The following is a 16720-nucleotide window of genomic DNA, read 5'->3' as shown; positions in this document are numbered from 1 at the left end:
CCCCGGTTTTTTCATGCATATCAGACGAGAATCGCGCGCTGCCCGTTCGCGCGGGTGAAGATTTCCACCTCGACATCGAAACAGGCGCCAAGCCGGGACGCCGTGAGCGTGCTTTCGGTATCGCCACAGGCAAGCAGCCTGCCGTCCCTCAGAAGTGTGACATCGTCGGCATAGGCACTGGCGAGATTGAGATCGTGGATGGCGGCGAGAACGCCCACACCTTCATCCGCCAGACGCCGCGCCACATCAAGCACGAGCCGCTGGTGACGCAGATCGAGCGCGGATGTCGGCTCGTCGAGGATGAGATAACGCTCCCCGCCTTCGTCACGGTCCTTTGGCCGCCATATCTGCGCAATGACGCGGGCGTACTGCACCCGCTGCTTCTCGCCGCCGGACAATGTCTGATAGGAGCGCGCGAGCAAGGGGAGGACGCCCACGAGACGCGCCGCTTCGCCGATGGCTTCGGTATCGAAGAACTGCGCGGGCGTTCCTGCAAAGGGCAGGCGGCCAAGCTCGATCACTTCTTCGGCGGTAAAGGCAAAATCGAGCGCCGAATGCTGCAGCAGAACCGCGCGGCGGCGCGCAAGTGCTGGAGGCGCGGTGCGGGCAAGCAATGTATCATCGAGAAACACCTCGCCCCTGTCCGGCCTGCGTTCGCCCGAGAGAACGGAAATGAGCGTCGACTTGCCCGCGCCATTCGGCCCGATCAGCGCCATGACGCGGCCGGGCCTCACCGAAATATCGACCTGATCGAGCAGGCGCTTGCCGCCCGCGAAAACCAAAATGCCCGAAGCGCGGATCATGCGCCCCTCCGCTTGCGGATGAGAAGCCAGAGAAAGAAGGGGCTTCCGATCGCCGCCGTGACGAGGCCGATCGGAAGCTCCGCCGGCGCGACGATGACGCGCGCAAAACTGTCGGCAACAAGAAGCAGCGCCGCTCCCGCAAGCATGGAGCCCGGCAGCACGATGCGGTGATCCGGCCCGGCGATGAGGCGCACGACATGCGGCACCACAATTCCCACAAAGGCGATGATGCCGCAAAAGGCGACGGCTGAACTGACAGCGAGGGCGGATGCCACCATGACGGCATGCTTGAGCCGCTGCACCGGTACGCCGAGATGAAGTGCTTCACGCTCACCGAGCAGCATCGCGTTGAGCGCGCGGGCGCGGCTCAGAAGGACGCCGAGGGCGAGAAGGATGGGAATGGCGGCAGCCGTGACGGCGTGCCAGCCGCCCGAAGCAAGGCTTCCCATGCTCCAGAAGGTGAAGTCGCGGAGCTGCGTGTCGTTCGAGATATAGACGAGAAGGCCGGTCAACGCGCCGGTGAGCGCATTGATCGCGATGCCTGCGAGCAGCAGCGTCGCCGTTGCTGCATGACCCTGCAATTGCGCGAGGCCCTGAATGGCGAATGTGGCGGCAAGCCCGCCCGCAAAAGCGGCGATGGGCAGCAGCCAGGGCGAAGCGAGAAAGGGGAGCGCACCGACGAGAACCGAACCGAGCACGATGATGAAGACCGCGCCGAGCGCCGCGCCGCCCGACACGCCGATCAGGCTCGGATCGGCAAGCGGGTTTTGGAAGAGGCCCTGAAAGGCCGCGCCCGCACCCGCAAGTGCCATGCCTGCAAGCATGGCGAGAAGAGCCCGCGGCAGCCGTATCGACTGAATGATGGCGGCGCTGCGCTCACCCACCTCCACGCCGGCCAGCGCGCGCAGCACATCCGTGAAGGCGATGGGGACGGCGCCCGTTGCCAGCGCAATCACGAAAGCGATCGCGAGCAGCATGGCAAGCCCGCCGAGAATGGCGGGCCGCCGCGCCGCGCGCGACATACGGGGCGGGGCTGCGGCAAGATCGGTCATCGGGCTTCCGTCCAGGGCCGCGCGGGAAGCGGCGCTATGTCGGCTTCGGGATGAAGCGCGGCGGCAAGATCGCGCACCGCATGGGCAAGCCGCGGCCCGAAACCCGCGAGATAAAGCGCATCCATGCTGACGATGCGCTTCGCCTTGCCCGCCGGTGTGGCGGCGAGCGCGGGATCGGCCAGAAGCCTGTCTGCGCCGCCCAGCATTTCGACGGTCTGATCCGTGACGAGCAGCACGTCGGGTGCGGCAGCAGTCGCCGCTTCGGGCGAAAATGGCTTGTAGCCGGTGAAGCCAGTGGCGGTGTTTTCGGCGCCCGCCAGTTCGATCATCGCATGGGCGGCCGTGTGAGCACCGGCAACCAGCATGCCACCGCGTCCCGCCTGCAGCAGGAAGAGAACGCGGGGCCTGCCGTCGAGCGTCGCGACATCGGCTAGCACTCGTTCGATGTCCTGCCGAAATGCCGCGTTGAGAGCGGCCGCTTCCGTCTCGCGCCCGAGTGCCGCGCCCACGGTTTCAATATGCGCCTGCACTTCCGCCGGCGTGAAACCTTCCTTCAGCTTCACGATGCGAACGCCGGCTGCTTCCGTTTGCGCGAGCGCGGTGTCGGGGCCCGCCTCGCCGCCTGCGAGGATGAGATCGGGCGAGAGCGACAGCAGGCCCTCAGCCGAAAGCTGCCGCACATAGCCGACGTCGGGAAGTGCATCCGCCGCCGCCGGATAGATGCTCGTCGTATCCGCGCCAACAAGCCGCTCGCCCGCGCCCAGCGCATAGACGATCTCGGTCGTCGAGCCGCCGACGCTGACGATGCGCTTGGCGTCGGCATGGGCAGGCGGGGCGAGGAGGAGGACCACCGCAACGCATGCGGCTCCAAGGGAAGAAAGTCTCGCCATGATTACGCCGCTTCCCTTTCCGCCATGCCGTTGACGATCTCTCTCCATGCGAGATCCTCCGGCTGGCCGGGCTTGCGCTTGCCGAACAGCGTTGTGATCAGCGCGCCTTCCTTGTCGAATAATTCGAGCGAGGTGACGGTGCCGTCTTCCGTCGGCTTCCAGACGACCCATGCGCTGTCGATATGGTCTTCGCGCAGATGCAGGTTGAACGCCTCGTCGAGCACGTTGAACCAGGGGCCCATCGGCTTCAGGTTGGAAACGGGGCCAGTGTGAATCTGGATCATGCCGGGATTGCCGACAAAGACCATGATCGGTACTTCGCGGTCGCGCGCCGTTTCAAGCGTCGCGCGGAGCGAAGGCGCGGGAACGCGCATGGCACGTGTCTCGCCCGCAAGGCGCAATCCCTGCAGCCGCTCCACCTTGAACTTCGTGATAAGGCCGTGGAACTCATGCGTATCCTTCATCGCATCCCAGGCGGCGCGGAAGCCAGCAACATCGATCTCGTTGTCGGCCAGCGGCTTCTTCTTTTCCGGCGCCGGCGAAATTTCGAGCGGCGAAACTTCCGTGGCGAACTGCGCGATCAGCGCATCGAAGGCGGCGGCGTCGGACTTGTCGGTCTCGTAGATCTTGTGGATCGCAATGCCCCGCGCATCGAAGAATTGCAAGCTGCGGCGCGTGCCGCCATCCTTCAGCTGCTCGGCAACGCCAAAGCCCGACTTCCACTGCGTGAAGAAGATGCGCAGATCGATATCTTCGCCGACGATGAGGCCGACATGCGCGCCCCCTTCGAGCGCGCCATAGACTCCCTTGCGCTCATGCACAACGGATTCGTTGCGCGTCAGCGCCATCACGCGGCCAAGCGCGGGCACGACGGCGATGATCTGCGTCCATTCTGGGCGGAGCCGCGTCACGCGCGTGGTCTCGCTGCCGAGCGCGAGGAGTTCCGCTTCCGAAATGCCGAGACGTGCGGCGATGTCGCGGGCGCGGAGATTGGGTTCGGCGGCGAGAAGAGCCGCGCGGCGTTTGATGAGGTCTTGGCCGGTTGATGCTGCGGACATGACGGTTCCTTTCGTGAAGCCTCTGTTCAGTTGAGGGCGAAGCGGACGGGGATATGGACGAAGGCGGCGACGGGCCTGCCGCCGCGCCGTTCGGGTTCGAATTGCCAGCCGCGCGCGGCGCGGATCGCGGCATGGTCGAGCAGCGCATAGCCGGAACTTTCGAGCAGCGAGACTTCCGCAGGGTTGCCTGCGAGATCGAGCTTCACGCGGATCATCGCTATGCCTTCCTGACCGAGATCGCGCGCGCGGCGCGGATAGACGGGCGGGCGCGGCGCGGCGCGGTAGCGGGGCTCGGTGATGATGATTTCATCGTCCGTGGTGCCCGGCGATAGCGTCACGCCGAATGCGATGCCTTCGCCCTCGCCGTCACGCGCATCGGGCAGGGCGGCCGATGTTGTATGCGATACCGCTGTTGTCTTTGTTGCAGCCGGCTGCGCTTCGCTGAGGCGAGGCTGCGGCGCTGGCTTGCGTTCGGGCTTCATGGACACGGGCTCGGGAAGCGGCATTGCTTCCATAGCAGGCTCGGGGAGAATTTCAGGTTGTGGCGCGGCGGCGGAAGCGGGCGCCAGCGAGGCCACCGCTTCCGCAGGCGCCGGTGCGACAAGCTCGACAAAGGTGACCGGCAGCCCGTCAAGCTCGCCTTGCGGCGCATTGGCACCGCTCGCCTGCAACCAGGTGAGAAGAATGGCGGTGATCGAAACATGCATGGCGAGCGAGGCCGCCACCGGCAGGCGCAGCGCGCGCGGCGAGAGAAGGTGAGGCGAGGAACCCTCTTCTTTTGCCATGCGGCTCATGCTTGCGGTGGCGGCCATGCTCATGTTGCAGCCTCAGAAGCGCAGCGTCGCGTTGACGCCGAAGTTCCGGCCAACCTGGGCATAATTGCCGAGGTTCACATTGTTCGCAGCAAGCCCCACGACATCCTGCGAGACGTAATATTCCTCGTCGAAGATGTTGAAGATGCCGGCGTTGACGGTGAAGCTGTCACTCACGTCGTACCAGGCGGTGAAGTCGACCACCGTATAGGACGGCGCGATGAAGGCCGGTTGCGCGACGCCATTGACGAGAACGGTCGACGGCACACGGTCATGCTTTGTGGCATGCGTCGTCATGAGTTCCGCGTTCCATGCATTGCCTTCATAGGCAAGACCGGCGACGAGCTTCAACGGATCGACAGAAGCGAGCGGCTGACCCGTCGCGTCGTTCTCGCCGCGGGCATAGGCGACGCTGCCCTTCAATGCCCAGTCCGGCAGGACGCGGAATTCGCCGCGCGCTTCTGCGCCATAGATCGTGACGTCGGAGACGTTCTGATACTGGAATGTGGTGAGGCCGGGCGGCGGCGCGGAGGCGACCGTGACGCTTTCGATGAAGTCGTCATACATGTTGTAGAAACCGGCGATCGAGAAGCTCGACCCATCGCGGAACTTGCCGCGCAGGCCCGTCTCGAAACCGTCGCTCGTCTCCGGCTTCAGGTCCGGGTTCGGGATGATCTCGTAGAACGAGGCCGCATTGGCATAGCCGAAATTGGCATTGTCATAGGGCGGCGCACGGAAGCCATGCGCATATTGCGCAAAGAGCGTGTATTCCTCGCTCACATCGTAAGTGAGGCCGAGCTTCGGCGAAACTTCTGTTTCCGTCATTTCGTGGACGGCGAATGCACCGGCACTTGCATTGGCAAAGAGCTGGTCCGGCTTCGGCTTCAGATTGTAATAGTCGAAGCGCAGCGCAGGTGTGACGGTGAGACGTCCGAAGCCGATGCTGTCCTGGAGGAATGCGCCGATCTTGGTCGTGTTCGTGTCGGGAAAGTTCTTGTTCGGATAGACTTCGCCCGAAATGATATTCGTCGTGACGTTGGTGGTGAGGTTCGTCTGCGTGCGGTAGCGCGGCCGTGAGGTTTCGGTGTAGTCGGCGGTGAGGCCATAAGTGACATCATGCGTCAGCCCGAACAGCTCGCGCGTGAGATTGAACTGGAAATCGGCCGCCCAGATATCCTGACGGAAACCGAAATCCGAAACCCGCAGGAATTGTGTCGGGCCGGTCTGGCGGAGCTGCACCGTATTCTCGTTGCGATCTATCCTGGTGTAGGAGAGCTTGTATGCCGCGCTGTCGGCGATGGCGAAGGGCTCGTTCTGCGAGAAGGCGGCGGCGAAGGACGACCGCTTCGTCACATCTTCGGCAATGGATGAGAGCGTCGTCGTGCCGAAAGAGGTGCCGCGATCGGTCAGAAGGTCGATCTCTTCCTTGCGTTCGTTGAACTCGCCGGTCAGCTTGAGCGAATTGCCCCACAAGCCGTTGAAGACGAGCTTGCCGAGGAAGGCGTTGGACCACCAGTCGGAGGGGTTCGGCGTGGCGGAACTGTTCGGCGCCACTTCCTCGCCGTCGCGGCGCGTATAGAGGCCGAGCATTTCGACATTGCCGGCGCGCTTGGCGCCCGTCAGCGTTTCGGAGAAGGTCTTGCCGGCGCTTGCATAGCCGCCCTTGACGCTTACGAACCAGTCCTTGCCCGTCCCGTCGAGATAGTCGGCGGGATCTTTCGTCTCATAGGCGACGATGCCGCCAAGTCCGTCCGAGCCGTAAAGCGCGGAGGAGGGGCCGCGAATGATCTCGACCTTCTTCATGCTGTCGAGATCGAAGAAGTCGCGCGTGTAGCTCGACGGGCTGCCGATATTGGAGCCCGGAAAGTCGGGTGTGTTCAGCCCGTCCACCAGCACAAGCACGCGATTACCGCCAATGCCGCGAATGGTGAAGTTCGTCGCGCCGCCGCGATTGGGCGCATTGCCGACCGAGATGCCCGGCTCATAGCGGATGATGTCCTGCATCCGCACGGCGTTGCGCCGTTCGAGCTCTTCCGCCGTGATGACGGAAACCGTCCCCGCGACATCGTTGATCGCGGTCTTGTTGCGCGTGGCGGTCGAGGTGACGGTGTCGAGCTGAGTGGCACGAGGCTTTGCCGCTTCCTCGGTGGAAGATGCGCTGTCCTGTGCCTGTGCGGCGGAGATCGCGGCGAGCGATGCCGACGCGAGAAGGAGCGAGATAAGGGATCGCCGACCCGTAAAACTTTTCATGACCAGTCCCGGTGATGCGTGAAAAAGCATTCCTGGCTGGCTGGCCCCCGCATGGTTCGCAGGTCTGGCTGGCTCGGCTGCTTGCGTGATGGCGGCCCGGTCCCCCGGCCCGGCCCTTCTCACTTGATGAGGATCAGCTTGTTGCTGCTGGTCAGGCGAAGGCGATATTGCTCCCCGCCATGCCGGATGATGACTTCCCGCCCGTCGCGGAACAGGTCGGCGCTTTCGAGAGCGGGCATCGTGCCTGCCCTCGAAAACGGGATCGTTCCTTCTGGTGCGATAGCCGCCATTTCCTGTTCCGCAACCCTTGCCCTATCAAATGAGAATGACTCGCAATATCATACGCAACTGACGCCTGCAACCGCTATTTCTCCACAATATCGTTATGGGTATTGCGGCGTGACATATCCGCCGCGAACACCTGCAACTCGCCGGTTCCGAAGGCCTGTCAGGCGGCTTCCGCCCGCGCCGCCTCGAAATTCGCCGCGGCAAACTCCCAGTTTACAAGGTGATCGAGAAAGGCATCGAGATAGGCCGGCCGCTTGTTCTGGTAGTCGAGATAGTAGCTGTGTTCCCAGACATCGGTGGTGAGAAGGGGCGCCTGATTCGTATCCACGATCGGCGTTTCGGCATTGGCGGTGGTGGTGACGGCGAGCTTGCCGTTGGCCCCGAGCACGAGCCAGCAATAGCCGGAGCCGAATTGCCCGATGGCTTTCGCCTTGAAGGCTTCCTTGAACTTTTCGACGGAGCCGAAATCCCGCTCGATCTGCTGTGCGAGAGGGTCTTTCGGCGCGCCGCCGCCCTTCGGCGACATGGAGTGCCAGTAGAAATCATGGTTCCAGATCTGCGCCGCATTGTTGAACAGAACCTGCTTGCCCTTGTCCTTCGCCACCTCGCGGATGAGGTCGATGAGCGAAAGCTTCTCGAGCGCGGTGCCCTCGATCAGCTCGTTCGTCTTGTCGACATAGGCCTTGTGATGCTTCCCGTGGTGGAAGGAGAGGGTGCGCGCGGAAATATGCGGCTCAAGCGCATCTTCGGCGTAAGGCAGCGGCGGCAGTTCAAACATGGATGCAGTCCTTCCTTTCGGGCAGCCCCGACCTCAATCTGGTGCGTCCCAAATCCGGTTCAACCATCGAGTCCCGGAAAAGGTTGCACGAGCGCCTGAAAACGGGCGCTTTCCCGCTGCTTGCAACCGCGCCGCGGAATCACCACATCATTATGGAAGCGGTGCCGCCTCGCGGGCCGCAAATGGCAAAGTCGCTCGAGAACGGGACTTTGGGACATGACACGTGTGCTGCAATTCAACAGCCCCTTTCTGCTGGGCTTCGACGAGATGGAACGGTTGCTCGACCGGGCGGCGAAAGCCTCCGACGGGTATCCGCCCTACAATGTCGAACAGGTGCCCGCCGAAAAGGGTGATGCTCTGCGCATTACGCTGGCAGTCGCCGGATTCTCCCGTGAGGAACTGTCGGTCACGGTCGAGAACAATCAGCTCGTCATTCGCGGCCGCCAGGAAGAGGACAGCGCGCGCACCTATCTCCATCGCGGCATTGCCGCGCGGCAGTTCCAGCGCTCCTTCGTGCTGGCCGATGGCATGGAAGCAATGTCCGCCCGCCTTGAAAACGGCCTGTTGACCATCGACCTTCTCAAGCCCGAACCGGAACACAAGCTGCGACGGATCGAGATTGTGCAAGCGACCGGCAAGGCCGATGGGAAACCGGCTGCGCGCCACGTCGAGCGCGACGTGGTCTGAGCCCGAGCGACGGATCGGTCCCTTTGCCTGCGTTGAAGGGAAGGGACGGAAAGGAGCAGTAAGATGCAGAATGAAATCGATTCCGAATCCCGCGCCAATGGCTGGGGTGTCAGCGACTTCCGCAAGCTGACGCCGGAAAGCTTCGCCACCATCGGCATGCCCAATATCGTCTATGTGCGCGAGGTACTCGCGGGCGAGGTCGAGAGCGAACTCGGCTCGGAACTTGGTGTGCCGGCCGACACTAGGCTCTATGCCGTTCACGCAGCGAATGGCCAGCGCATGGCCGTGCTCGACAATCGCGATGCCGCTTTTGCCGGTGCGCGCCAGTATGACCTGGAGCCGGTCAGCGTCCACTGACGCCGCCCGCGCACTGCAGAAATGAAAAGCCCCGCGCTTGCAGGTGAAGCGCGGGGCTTTTTTTGACTGCGGGAAAATCAGGCTGCGTTGGTCGCCGCCGGTTCGGTGAGGATAGCGAAAAGCGCAGCCGAGTCCTCCGACGCACGAAGCTTTTCGACCACGGCAGGATTGCGCAGCAGGCGGGAGATGCGCGCCAGCGCCTTCAGATGGTCGGCGCCCGCGCCTTCCGGCGCCAGCAGAAGGAAGATCAGGTCGACGGGCTGATCGTCCACCGACTCGAAATCGATCGGCGTATCGAGCCGCGCAAACAGACCATGCAGCCGGTCGATCTCGGCGAGTTTGCCATGCGGAATGGCGATGCCCTGTCCGACCCCGGTCGAGCCGAGGCGTTCGCGCTCGAGCAGCGTCTCGAAAACGGCGCGCTCCGACAGTCCGGTCAGTTTTGCAGCGCGTTCGGAAAGTGCCTGAAGCGCCTGCTTTTTGCTGGTGACCTTCAGATGGGCAATGACGCCCTCTGGCCGCACCAGATCTTCAAGCTCCATAATCCGGTTCCTGTTTTGCCCAGCCGGAGCATGCGGGATCTTTCCCGCCATGTCCGAATGTACGGTGCCGGCCGATGCGTGCCCGGAGGCCGCATAGGCGGATTTCGCCCTCAAAATTTCACGCCTTCTGAACATCGCGGCTCGTATCGATCCAGCCGATATTTCCGTCCCCGCGGCGATAGACGAGATTGAGCCCGCCCTTCGCGCCACTGCGGAAAACGACGAAAGCGGCATCGCTCAGATCCATCTGCATCACCGCATCGCCGACGCTGAGGACGGGAATGGCGGTCGTGCCTTCGGCTATGATGACGGGCTGCGCGTCTTCCGCCACTTCCTCATGCTCGGCCGAGGCCTCAATGATGAAGGAAGGATAGGATTCCGCAGGCAGTTCCGCCTTGTTGGAGTGATTGTGATTCTTGAGTTTGCGCTTGTAGCGGCGAAGCCGCTTTTCAAGACGCTCCAGCGCCACGTCGAAAGAGGCGTAGACCTCGTTCGCGGCACCCTGCGCGTTCACGCGCAAACCGGAACTCAGATGAGCCGAACAGTCGGCACGGAACTCGTGACCCTGCTTGGAGAAGGTCACCTGACCATCGACAGGCCTGTCGAAATACTTGGTTACCGCCGCCTGGAGCCGCTCGGTCGCGTGGGTGCGGAGCGCATCTCCAACATCGAGATGATGACCGCTGACCTGAACTTGCATGAAAGACCTTCCTGGGGTCACTACGCCATTTGAAACGATGCATGCCGAAAATCGCGGCAGCACGTCCTACCGGAAAACCCTTCGCCCACTTTCCAAAGTGTAGCCGATTCTCTCATCGGCCGAGGGCGTTTGAACCTGCCGTTGCCTCTGCCGCACATTGCGGCCCGACCCACCAAATAACCCTGCGTTTTCCCGCCGGGGCCGTTTGGGCGCGTGGAAACTAGTTGGCAGCACCAAGGGTGTCAACCGCGACCCGGAAAGAGCGTTAAAAGCCTTGAGTTTCAAATAGATATGGGGCGCTTGCAAGACTTTGCGCCGGCTTCAGGCATATGCCTTTTTCTCGCGGCGGCGCTGCACCGACGAGGGAATGTTGAGTGCTTCCCGGTACTTGGCGACGGTTCGCCGCGCGATGTCGACGCCCTGACTTTTCAGAATGTCGACAATATTGTCGTCGGAGAGAACGGCATCTGCCCGCTCCACATCGATGAGTTCCTTGATGCGATGGCGTACGGACTCTGCAGAATGCGCGGCGCCGCCTTCGGACGAGGCGATGGCGGAGGTGAAGAAATACTTCATCTCGAATATGCCGCGGGGCGTCGCGATATACTTGTTCGCCGTCACGCGCGAAACCGTCGACTCATGCATCGAGATCGCTTCGGCGATGGTCTTGAGATTGAGCGGCTTGAGATGCTGGATGCCATAGACCAGGAAAGCGTCCTGCTGGCGCACGATTTCCGAGGAGACCTTCAGGATCGTGCGCGCACGCTGATCGAGGCTCTTTACCAGCCAGTTCGCATTGTTGAGGCATTCCGAAATATAGGCCTTGGCAGTTGCATCGCCGGAAAGTTTCGTGACCTCGGTGTAATATTGCTGGTTCACGAGAACGCGCGGCAGCGTTTCGGAGTTGATTTCGACGGTCCAGCTGCCATCCGCACGGGCGCGCACGAAGACATCCGGCACCACAGGCACAACCGGTTCGCCGCCAAAGGCAAGCCCGGGCTTGGGATTGCACATGCGAATGTCGTCTACCATCGAGGCGATGTCCTCCCGGTCGGCGCCGGTCAGTTTCATCAGCTGCTCGAAATCGCGTTTCGCGAACAGTTCGAGATGATCGAGGAAAATCCGCATCGTGGGGTCGAGCCTGTTGCGCTCGGCAAGCTGCAGCGCAAGGCACTCTTTCAGATTGCGCGCGCAGATGCCGGTCGGCTCGAAAGTCTGCAGCACCTGCAATACGGCTTCGACATCCTCGATGTCGGTGCCGAGCCGCTCGGCGACATCGGCAAGATCGGCCGTGATGTAGCCCGTCTCATTTACCTGGTCGATCAGATAGGCGCCGATCATCCGGTCGCCCGGCGTCTTCAGCGCCATGTTCATCTGGTCGGTCAGATGTTCGGCAAGTGTCGCTTCACGTGTCAGCGTCGCCTCGAAACTGAACTCGCCATCGCCGCTGCCGCCGCTGCCGCTCTTGACGTTCTGCCAGTCGGAAGATGTCGGGCCTTGCGCCGCGGCGGCATCGTTCTGCGTGTCGGAGCGGCTTTCATCCGCATAGACATTGTCGTAATCGGTATCGAGGTCGCCATCGCGGCCAGGCGGCGGACCGTCTTCGGAAAGCGAAAGCGATGTTTCGGAGGTGACGACGGGTTCGCGCTCGCTGCGGTCTTCCTCCGTGCCGATGCGATCCGCCGGGTCGCCGGTTGCGGCCTCAAGCAGCGGATTGCGCTCGAGCTCCTGTTCGACATATTCGGCAAGTTCGAGATTCGAAAGCTGCAGCAGCTTGATTGCCTGCTGCAGCTGCGGCGTCATGACAAGGGATTGTCCCTGACGAAGCTCGAGTCTCGGTGCGAGTGCCATGCCGGTTCAGACCCCCTGCATCCCGCTACAGACTGAACCGTTCGCCGAGATAGAGCCGGCGCACATCTTCATTGCCGACGATCTCGGAGGGAGAGCCTTCCATCAGCACCGTGCCGCCATGAATGATGACGGCATGGTCGATGAGTTCCAGCGTCTCGCGCACATTGTGATCGGTGATGAGAACGCCGATGCCGCGATCCTTCAGATGCGAGACGAGATCCCGAATGTCGCCGATGGCAATAGGGTCGATGCCGGCGAAGGGCTCGTCGAGCAGCATGAAGGAGGGCTGCGTCGCCAGCGCGCGCGCGATTTCGACGCGCCGCCGCTCGCCGCCCGACAGCGCGATCGAGGGTGTGCGCCTGAGATGCGTGATCGAGAATTCGGCAAGAAGGTCGTCGAGTTCGGCCTCGCGGCGGTCGCGGTCGGGTTCGATAAGTTCGAGCACCGCGCGGATGTTCTGTTCGACCGTCATGCCGCGGAAGATCGAGGCTTCCTGCGGCAGATAGCCGACGCCGCGGCGCGCGCGGCGATACATCGGCAGGCCCGTCACATCCTCGCCGTCGAGGAAGATCGAACCGTAGTCGGGCGGGATCAGCCCGGTAATCATGTAGAAGACGGTGGTCTTGCCGGCGCCATTGGGCCCGAGCAAGCCGACAGCTTCGCCGCGCTGGACATGGAAGCTTACGCCGCGCACCACGGGGCGGCCCTTGAAGCTCTTGCCGATCTTCTCGACGACGAGACCCGGATTGTCGGCAACAAGATGCGGCGCGCCATCCCTGCCGGTATGGCTCTGACCGTCCTGCCCCATTGTCCCCATATCGCCAGTCATTCGGCGGCCCCACTTCATTAACAATGCCATCAAACGTCACTTGGCATTAAAATTGTATGAAGTGAAGCGATTAACCAAGCCTTCTTTGGCCTGGATCAGTTGCCTCCGGGCTGAAACAGGCCCCGAACCCTCGTAGTTCCGCCAGTTTCGCCGCCTGAACCGCCGGTCACGCGGGCCTGGCCGCTGGCCAGATCGACCGTCAGGCGCGATCCGCGGATAACATTTTCACCCTGCCTCAGCACGACTGAATTACCCATTTCAATCTGACGGGAGCGGACCGTATAGGTCGCCCATTCGCCGCTCGCCGTCTGCTGGTCGGGTGAGGAGACGAGGACGTTGCCAGTGGCGGAAATGCGCGAGATGCGCGATCCGCCGCCCTGACCGCTGCCATCGTAATGGACAGTCACCCGGTCCGATTTCATGCGGATGTCACCTTGAACCACGCGGACATTGCCGGAAAAGGTCGCCGTCTGCTTCGCGTCCTCGACCTCAAGCGCATCGGCTTCGATCTCGATCGGCTTGTCCGGGTCGGAGCGGAAGCCCTGCTGGGCGAATGCGGCCCCGGGCAGGAGAAGCGTCAAGGCAAGGAGCATGGCGGCCCCCCGGCCCGAAAAATCTTGATTCCAGCTCATTTCATTCGCCCCCTTCGCCCCGCTGACCGGGAAGGATCAGCATACGCACATTGCCGTCGAAACGCAGAACCTGCGATGCCCGGTCGGCCGTCATCCGGTCGGCCTGCAGCGTACCGAGCGGGCCATGGCCCTGCACCCCGGTTTCACTTCTGAGTTCGCCCCGTTCGAAATCGATTGTCGCGCTCTGCCCGTGCATTTCATATCCCCAGGTGGTGAAGATATCGATCTGCTGTTCGAGTTCGAGCGTCTGCAACTCGGAATCATAGAGCCCGCTCCGCGCGGTCAGAGACATCCAGTCCTGCTCCTCATTGAGCTTCACATCGGCATGGATGTTCTCGAATCTCACAAAATTGGGCCGCGTTATGTCCTGCGTCGCATTGTCCGCGGTCACGAGATAGGGATTGCCGTCCGATGTCATGCCGGCGACGCGCGGGCTCACCATGCGAAGGTCGCCCGGCTGGCGGTCGATCTCGCGGAAGGCGATGTCGAGATCGTCCTTGCGATCGAAGGCGCCGGAATAGAAGAGGATGACGACGAAAAGCACCACAGCGCCCAGCGGCAGGGCGACTTTCATCGCGGAAACGAAGCGGCTGTAGCGACTCTGTACCGGGCGCGGCGGCGCTACGCGGCGCTCGATGGGCGCGCCGCTTCGCACCCGCCTCGCCGTGCCGGCGCCGGATCGCTCGTCGCCGGTTCCTTCGCTCATGCCTTGCTGCTCCACTTCACCCCGGGCAAGATTCCGCCCGCGATGCGCCCCCGAACAGGCGCCAGTATGCGCGGAAGCGCCGTAATGCGTCAACGAAACGGCCATTCCGGCCGGAAGGGGATCAGTGGGCGAAAATGTCTTCCTCGGGCCAGCCCGCCAGATCGAGCGCGGCGCGCACCGGCAGGAAGGCGAAGCAGGCCCGCGCCAGCTCCACCCGCCCCTCGCGGGCAAGCATCCCGTCCAGTATGGCCTTCACCTCATGCAGGTGGAGAACGTCGGAAGCCGCATAGGCAAGCTGGGCCTCGGTGAGCTCGCGCGCGCCCCAGTCCGAACTTTGCTGCTGCTTCGACAGATCGACATTCGCAAGCTCGCGGACGAGATCCTTGAGCCCGTGGCGGTCGGTATAGGTGCGCACAAGCTTCGAGGCGATCTTGGTGCAATAGACAGGCGCGGTGACGACGCCGAGATAGCGCTGCAGCATGGCAACGTCGAAACGGGCGAAATGGAAAATCTTGAGGACGTCCGGGTTCGCCATCAGCGCGCGCAGGTTGGGCGCGTTATAGCTGCCCCGGTCGAGCTGCACGATATGGGCATTGCCGTCGCCCGCCGAGAGCTGGACGACGCAAAGCTGGTCGCGCTCGGGATTGAGCCCCATCGTTTCGGTATCGACCGCGACGCTCGCGCCGAAGTCGAGCCCGCCCGGAAGATCGCCCTTGTGCAGCGTGACCGCCATCTACCGGCTCCGTTTGGCCCCGGAGAGGGGAGAGAAAGGAATGGTGCCCAGGAGAAGACTCGAACTTCCACGCCCTTGCGAGCGCCAGCACCTGAAGCTGGTGCGTCTACCAATTCCGCCACCTGGGCACGTGAGGCGTTGCTTAAATAGGGCCCGGCACAATGTCAATGGACCGGGCGAATTTCGGATCGTGGCGGAAGCGCATTTTGCCGCCCTTTGCCGCGCCGCCCGCTTAGGCTATCAAGGGGGGGCAACGGGGCGCGAGGCGGCAATCGAGGCCAGTGAGCCGCTGCGCCGGAACGACAGCGAAAGGCAAGAAGAGATGGGCGTGGACAGCGCGGACCGGGACAGGATCAAGAATGTGCTCCCGGCGGGCAGCCTGGTGACGGTTTTCGGCGGATCGGGCTTTCTCGGCCGCCATATCGTGCATACCCTGGCGCGGCGCGGCTATCGGGTGCGCGTGGCGGTACGCCGCCCGAACGATGCCCAGTTCCTGCGGCCGATGGGTGTGGTCGGCCAGGTCGAGCCGGTTCAGGCAAATATCCGCGACGATGCCTCGGTGCGCGCCGCCATTGAGGGCGCGGACGCGGTGGTGAACCTGGTCGGCATTCTCTACGAAACCGGCCATCAGACCTTCGAGTCTGTGCAGGCCGACGGTGCGGGCCGCATCGCGCGCGCCGCGAAGAAAGCAGGGATCACCCGCTTCATCCATGTCTCGGCGATCGGTGCGGATGCCGACAGCCCTTCTGCCTATGCCCGCAGCAAGTCGGCGGGCGAATCGGCGGTGCGCGAGGCCATTCCCGGCGCCACGATCGTCCGCCCTTCCATCGTCTTCGGACCGGAAGACGATTTCTTCAACCGCTTCGCCGCAATGGCGCGGCTTTCGCCGGCGCTGCCGCTGGTCGGCGGCGGCAAGACGCTATTTCAGCCCGTCTATGTGAAGGACGTGGCCGAAGGCATCGCCCGCCTTCTCGAACGCGGTCTCACCGGCGCGACATGGGAATTCGGCGGACCGGAAGTGAAGAGCTTCCGCGCGCTGCTGGAAGACATGCTGCGCGTGACGGGCCGCAAGCGCATTCTTGTGCCGCTGCCCGTGCCGCTTGCGAGGCTCATGTCCCAGGTGACGCAGTTCATTCCCAATCCGCCGCTGACGCCGGATCAGGTTCGCCTGCTCGGCAGCGACAATGTGGTCAGCGATGCCGCGCGCGCCGAAGGCCGGACACTTGAAGGCCTCGGTATCGCACCGACCATTCTTGAAGTTGTCCTGCCGACCTATCTCTACAGGTTCCGCAAGACCGGACAGTTCGAGCGCGCCAAAGCGAGCTGAGAGCACAGCCCATGAACATCGGAGAGGCGGCGGCTCGCTCCGGCGTACCCGCCAAGACCATTCGCTACTATGAGGATATCGCGCTGATCGATAGCGCGGATCGCAACGCGAATGGCTATCGCGCATATTCGGAAGACGATGTGCATACGTTGCGCTTCATCGCGCGCGCCCGCTCGCTCGGCTTCACCGTCGCGCAGTGCCGCGATCTTCTCGCGCTCTACCGCGACCGCGATCGTTCAAGCGCCGATGTGAAGGCGATTGCCGAAAGCCACATGAACGAAATTGACGAAAAGATTGCGGGGCTCAAGGCCATGCGCGAAACGCTCGCGCTTCTCACGCGCAAATGCCACGGCGATGAAAGGCCCGATTGTCCGATCATCGAGGAACTCGCCGCACCGAAAGCTGCAAACGCAAATACAAACTAG

The 16720-nt window shown here is 62.9% G+C and carries 19 protein-coding genes and 1 tRNA gene; 4 read left to right on the top strand and 16 right to left on the bottom strand.

Annotation, left to right across the window (positions count from 1 at the left end):
• Positions 1-20 precede the first annotated feature (20 nt).
• The 8 genes from ACK4FH_RS03270 to ACK4FH_RS03235 form a co-directional block, all read right to left on the bottom strand.
• Positions 21-803 (bottom strand): heme ABC transporter ATP-binding protein, encoded by a 783-nt coding sequence (locus tag ACK4FH_RS03270; RefSeq protein ID WP_409811173.1) that lies wholly within the window; start codon positions 801-803, stop codon positions 21-23.
• Positions 800-1855, bottom strand: a complete 1056-nt coding sequence (locus ACK4FH_RS03265) for a FecCD family ABC transporter permease (RefSeq protein WP_409811172.1) — start codon at positions 1853-1855, stop codon at positions 800-802. The genes ACK4FH_RS03270 and ACK4FH_RS03265 overlap by 4 nt, the downstream gene beginning before the upstream one ends.
• On the bottom strand, positions 1852-2745 hold the full coding sequence (locus ACK4FH_RS03260; protein ID WP_409811171.1) for a hemin ABC transporter substrate-binding protein: 894 nt from the start codon (positions 2743-2745) through the stop codon (positions 1852-1854). Before ACK4FH_RS03260 ends, ACK4FH_RS03265 begins: the two co-directional genes overlap by 4 nt.
• Positions 2746-2747: 2 nt before the next feature.
• A complete protein-coding gene (locus ACK4FH_RS03255; protein WP_409811170.1) occupies positions 2748-3803 on the bottom strand; it encodes a hemin-degrading factor in 1056 nt (351 codons plus the stop codon).
• 26 nt (positions 3804-3829) lie between these two features.
• Positions 3830-4621: a TonB family protein gene (locus tag ACK4FH_RS03250; protein ID WP_409811169.1), complete on the bottom strand. Its 792-nt coding sequence runs from the start codon at positions 4619-4621 to the stop codon at positions 3830-3832.
• Between the two features lie 9 nt (positions 4622-4630).
• A complete protein-coding gene (locus tag ACK4FH_RS03245; protein ID WP_409811168.1) occupies positions 4631-6865 on the bottom strand; it encodes a TonB-dependent hemoglobin/transferrin/lactoferrin family receptor in 2235 nt (744 codons plus the stop codon).
• Positions 6866-6984: 119 nt separating this feature from the next.
• Positions 6985-7155: a hemin uptake protein HemP gene (gene hemP, locus ACK4FH_RS03240; RefSeq protein WP_409811167.1), complete on the bottom strand. Its 171-nt coding sequence runs from the start codon at positions 7153-7155 to the stop codon at positions 6985-6987.
• A 158-nt stretch (positions 7156-7313) separates the two neighbouring features.
• A complete protein-coding gene (locus ACK4FH_RS03235) occupies positions 7314-7931 on the bottom strand; it encodes a superoxide dismutase (RefSeq protein ID WP_409811166.1) in 618 nt (205 codons plus the stop codon).
• 216 nt (positions 7932-8147) lie between these two features.
• Between ACK4FH_RS03235 and ACK4FH_RS03230 the strand changes: the two genes are divergently transcribed.
• Positions 8148-8618, top strand: a complete 471-nt coding sequence (locus tag ACK4FH_RS03230; protein ID WP_409811165.1) for an Hsp20 family protein — start codon at positions 8148-8150, stop codon at positions 8616-8618.
• 63 nt (positions 8619-8681) lie between these two features.
• Positions 8682-8975, top strand: coding sequence for a DUF1150 family protein (locus tag ACK4FH_RS03225; RefSeq protein ID WP_409811164.1), 294 nt, complete (start codon positions 8682-8684; stop codon positions 8973-8975).
• Positions 8976-9052: 77 nt separating this feature from the next.
• On the opposite strand, the gene ptsN is transcribed toward ACK4FH_RS03225, so the two are convergent.
• The 8 genes from ptsN to ACK4FH_RS03185 form a co-directional block, all read right to left on the bottom strand.
• Positions 9053-9517, bottom strand: coding sequence for a PTS IIA-like nitrogen regulatory protein PtsN (gene ptsN, locus ACK4FH_RS03220; protein WP_409811163.1), 465 nt, complete (start codon positions 9515-9517; stop codon positions 9053-9055).
• A 118-nt stretch (positions 9518-9635) separates the two neighbouring features.
• Positions 9636-10217 (bottom strand): ribosome hibernation-promoting factor, HPF/YfiA family, encoded by a 582-nt coding sequence (hpf, locus tag ACK4FH_RS03215; protein WP_409811162.1) that lies wholly within the window; start codon positions 10215-10217, stop codon positions 9636-9638.
• Between the two features lie 321 nt (positions 10218-10538).
• The gene (gene rpoN, locus ACK4FH_RS03210; RefSeq protein WP_409811161.1) at positions 10539-12068 is read right to left on the bottom strand and encodes an RNA polymerase factor sigma-54; all 1530 of its coding nucleotides are present in this window, start codon (positions 12066-12068) and stop codon (positions 10539-10541) included.
• Positions 12069-12093: 25 nt separating this feature from the next.
• Positions 12094-12897, bottom strand: coding sequence for an LPS export ABC transporter ATP-binding protein (gene lptB, locus ACK4FH_RS03205; RefSeq protein WP_409811160.1), 804 nt, complete (start codon positions 12895-12897; stop codon positions 12094-12096).
• Positions 12898-12992: 95 nt separating this feature from the next.
• Positions 12993-13529 carry a lipopolysaccharide transport periplasmic protein LptA gene (gene lptA / locus ACK4FH_RS03200; protein WP_409811159.1) on the bottom strand — a complete coding sequence of 179 codons (537 nt, stop codon included), beginning with the start codon at positions 13527-13529 and terminating at the stop codon, positions 12993-12995.
• 1 nt (position 13530) lies between these two features.
• Entirely contained in the window at positions 13531-14235 is a 705-nt protein-coding gene (lptC, locus tag ACK4FH_RS03195; RefSeq protein ID WP_409811158.1) for an LPS export ABC transporter periplasmic protein LptC, read from the bottom strand.
• Between the two features lie 121 nt (positions 14236-14356).
• On the bottom strand, positions 14357-14968 hold the full coding sequence (locus ACK4FH_RS03190) for a ribonuclease D (RefSeq protein WP_409811157.1): 612 nt from the start codon (positions 14966-14968) through the stop codon (positions 14357-14359).
• A 41-nt stretch (positions 14969-15009) separates the two neighbouring features.
• A tRNA-Leu gene (locus ACK4FH_RS03185) sits at positions 15010-15096 on the bottom strand.
• 194 nt (positions 15097-15290) lie between these two features.
• Between ACK4FH_RS03185 and ACK4FH_RS03180 the strand changes: the two genes are divergently transcribed.
• Positions 15291-16295, top strand: a complete 1005-nt coding sequence (locus tag ACK4FH_RS03180; protein ID WP_409811156.1) for a complex I NDUFA9 subunit family protein — start codon at positions 15291-15293, stop codon at positions 16293-16295.
• Between the two features lie 11 nt (positions 16296-16306).
• A complete protein-coding gene (gene cueR / locus ACK4FH_RS03175) occupies positions 16307-16720 on the top strand; it encodes a Cu(I)-responsive transcriptional regulator (RefSeq protein WP_409811155.1) in 414 nt (137 codons plus the stop codon).

It is taken from the genome of Parvibaculum sp., from assembly GCF_046297875.1.
Lineage (GTDB): Bacteria > Pseudomonadota > Alphaproteobacteria > Parvibaculales > Parvibaculaceae > Parvibaculum.
The sequence above is the reverse complement of the archived record's forward strand: the minus strand, read 5'-3'. Positions and strand labels throughout refer to the sequence as shown.

Coding starts and splice junctions, on each gene's coding strand:
- ACK4FH_RS03265 (WP_409811172.1), bottom strand. CDS start 1,855: ATGACCGATCTTGCCGCAGCCCCGCCCCGTATGTCGCGCGCGGCGCGG.
- ptsN (WP_409811163.1), bottom strand. CDS start 9,517: ATGGAGCTTGAAGATCTGGTGCGGCCAGAGGGCGTCATTGCCCATCTG.
- lptA (WP_409811159.1), bottom strand. CDS start 13,529: ATGAGCTGGAATCAAGATTTTTCGGGCCGGGGGGCCGCCATGCTCCTT.
- ACK4FH_RS03235 (WP_409811166.1), bottom strand. CDS start 7,931: ATGTTTGAACTGCCGCCGCTGCCTTACGCCGAAGATGCGCTTGAGCCG.
- ACK4FH_RS03245 (WP_409811168.1), bottom strand. CDS start 6,865: ATGAAAAGTTTTACGGGTCGGCGATCCCTTATCTCGCTCCTTCTCGCG.
- ACK4FH_RS03180 (WP_409811156.1), top strand. CDS start 15,291: ATGGGCGTGGACAGCGCGGACCGGGACAGGATCAAGAATGTGCTCCCG.
- rpoN (WP_409811161.1), bottom strand. CDS start 12,068: ATGGCACTCGCACCGAGACTCGAGCTTCGTCAGGGACAATCCCTTGTC.
- ACK4FH_RS03190 (WP_409811157.1), bottom strand. CDS start 14,968: ATGGCGGTCACGCTGCACAAGGGCGATCTTCCGGGCGGGCTCGACTTC.
- cueR (WP_409811155.1), top strand. CDS start 16,307: ATGAACATCGGAGAGGCGGCGGCTCGCTCCGGCGTACCCGCCAAGACC.
- ACK4FH_RS03225 (WP_409811164.1), top strand. CDS start 8,682: ATGCAGAATGAAATCGATTCCGAATCCCGCGCCAATGGCTGGGGTGTC.
- ACK4FH_RS03270 (WP_409811173.1), bottom strand. CDS start 803: ATGATCCGCGCTTCGGGCATTTTGGTTTTCGCGGGCGGCAAGCGCCTG.
- hemP (WP_409811167.1), bottom strand. CDS start 7,155: ATGGCGGCTATCGCACCAGAAGGAACGATCCCGTTTTCGAGGGCAGGC.
- ACK4FH_RS03260 (WP_409811171.1), bottom strand. CDS start 2,745: ATGGCGAGACTTTCTTCCCTTGGAGCCGCATGCGTTGCGGTGGTCCTC.
- ACK4FH_RS03230 (WP_409811165.1), top strand. CDS start 8,148: ATGACACGTGTGCTGCAATTCAACAGCCCCTTTCTGCTGGGCTTCGAC.
- lptC (WP_409811158.1), bottom strand. CDS start 14,235: ATGAGCGAAGGAACCGGCGACGAGCGATCCGGCGCCGGCACGGCGAGG.
- hpf (WP_409811162.1), bottom strand. CDS start 10,217: ATGCAAGTTCAGGTCAGCGGTCATCATCTCGATGTTGGAGATGCGCTC.
- ACK4FH_RS03255 (WP_409811170.1), bottom strand. CDS start 3,803: ATGTCCGCAGCATCAACCGGCCAAGACCTCATCAAACGCCGCGCGGCT.
- ACK4FH_RS03250 (WP_409811169.1), bottom strand. CDS start 4,621: ATGAGCATGGCCGCCACCGCAAGCATGAGCCGCATGGCAAAAGAAGAG.
- lptB (WP_409811160.1), bottom strand. CDS start 12,897: ATGACTGGCGATATGGGGACAATGGGGCAGGACGGTCAGAGCCATACC.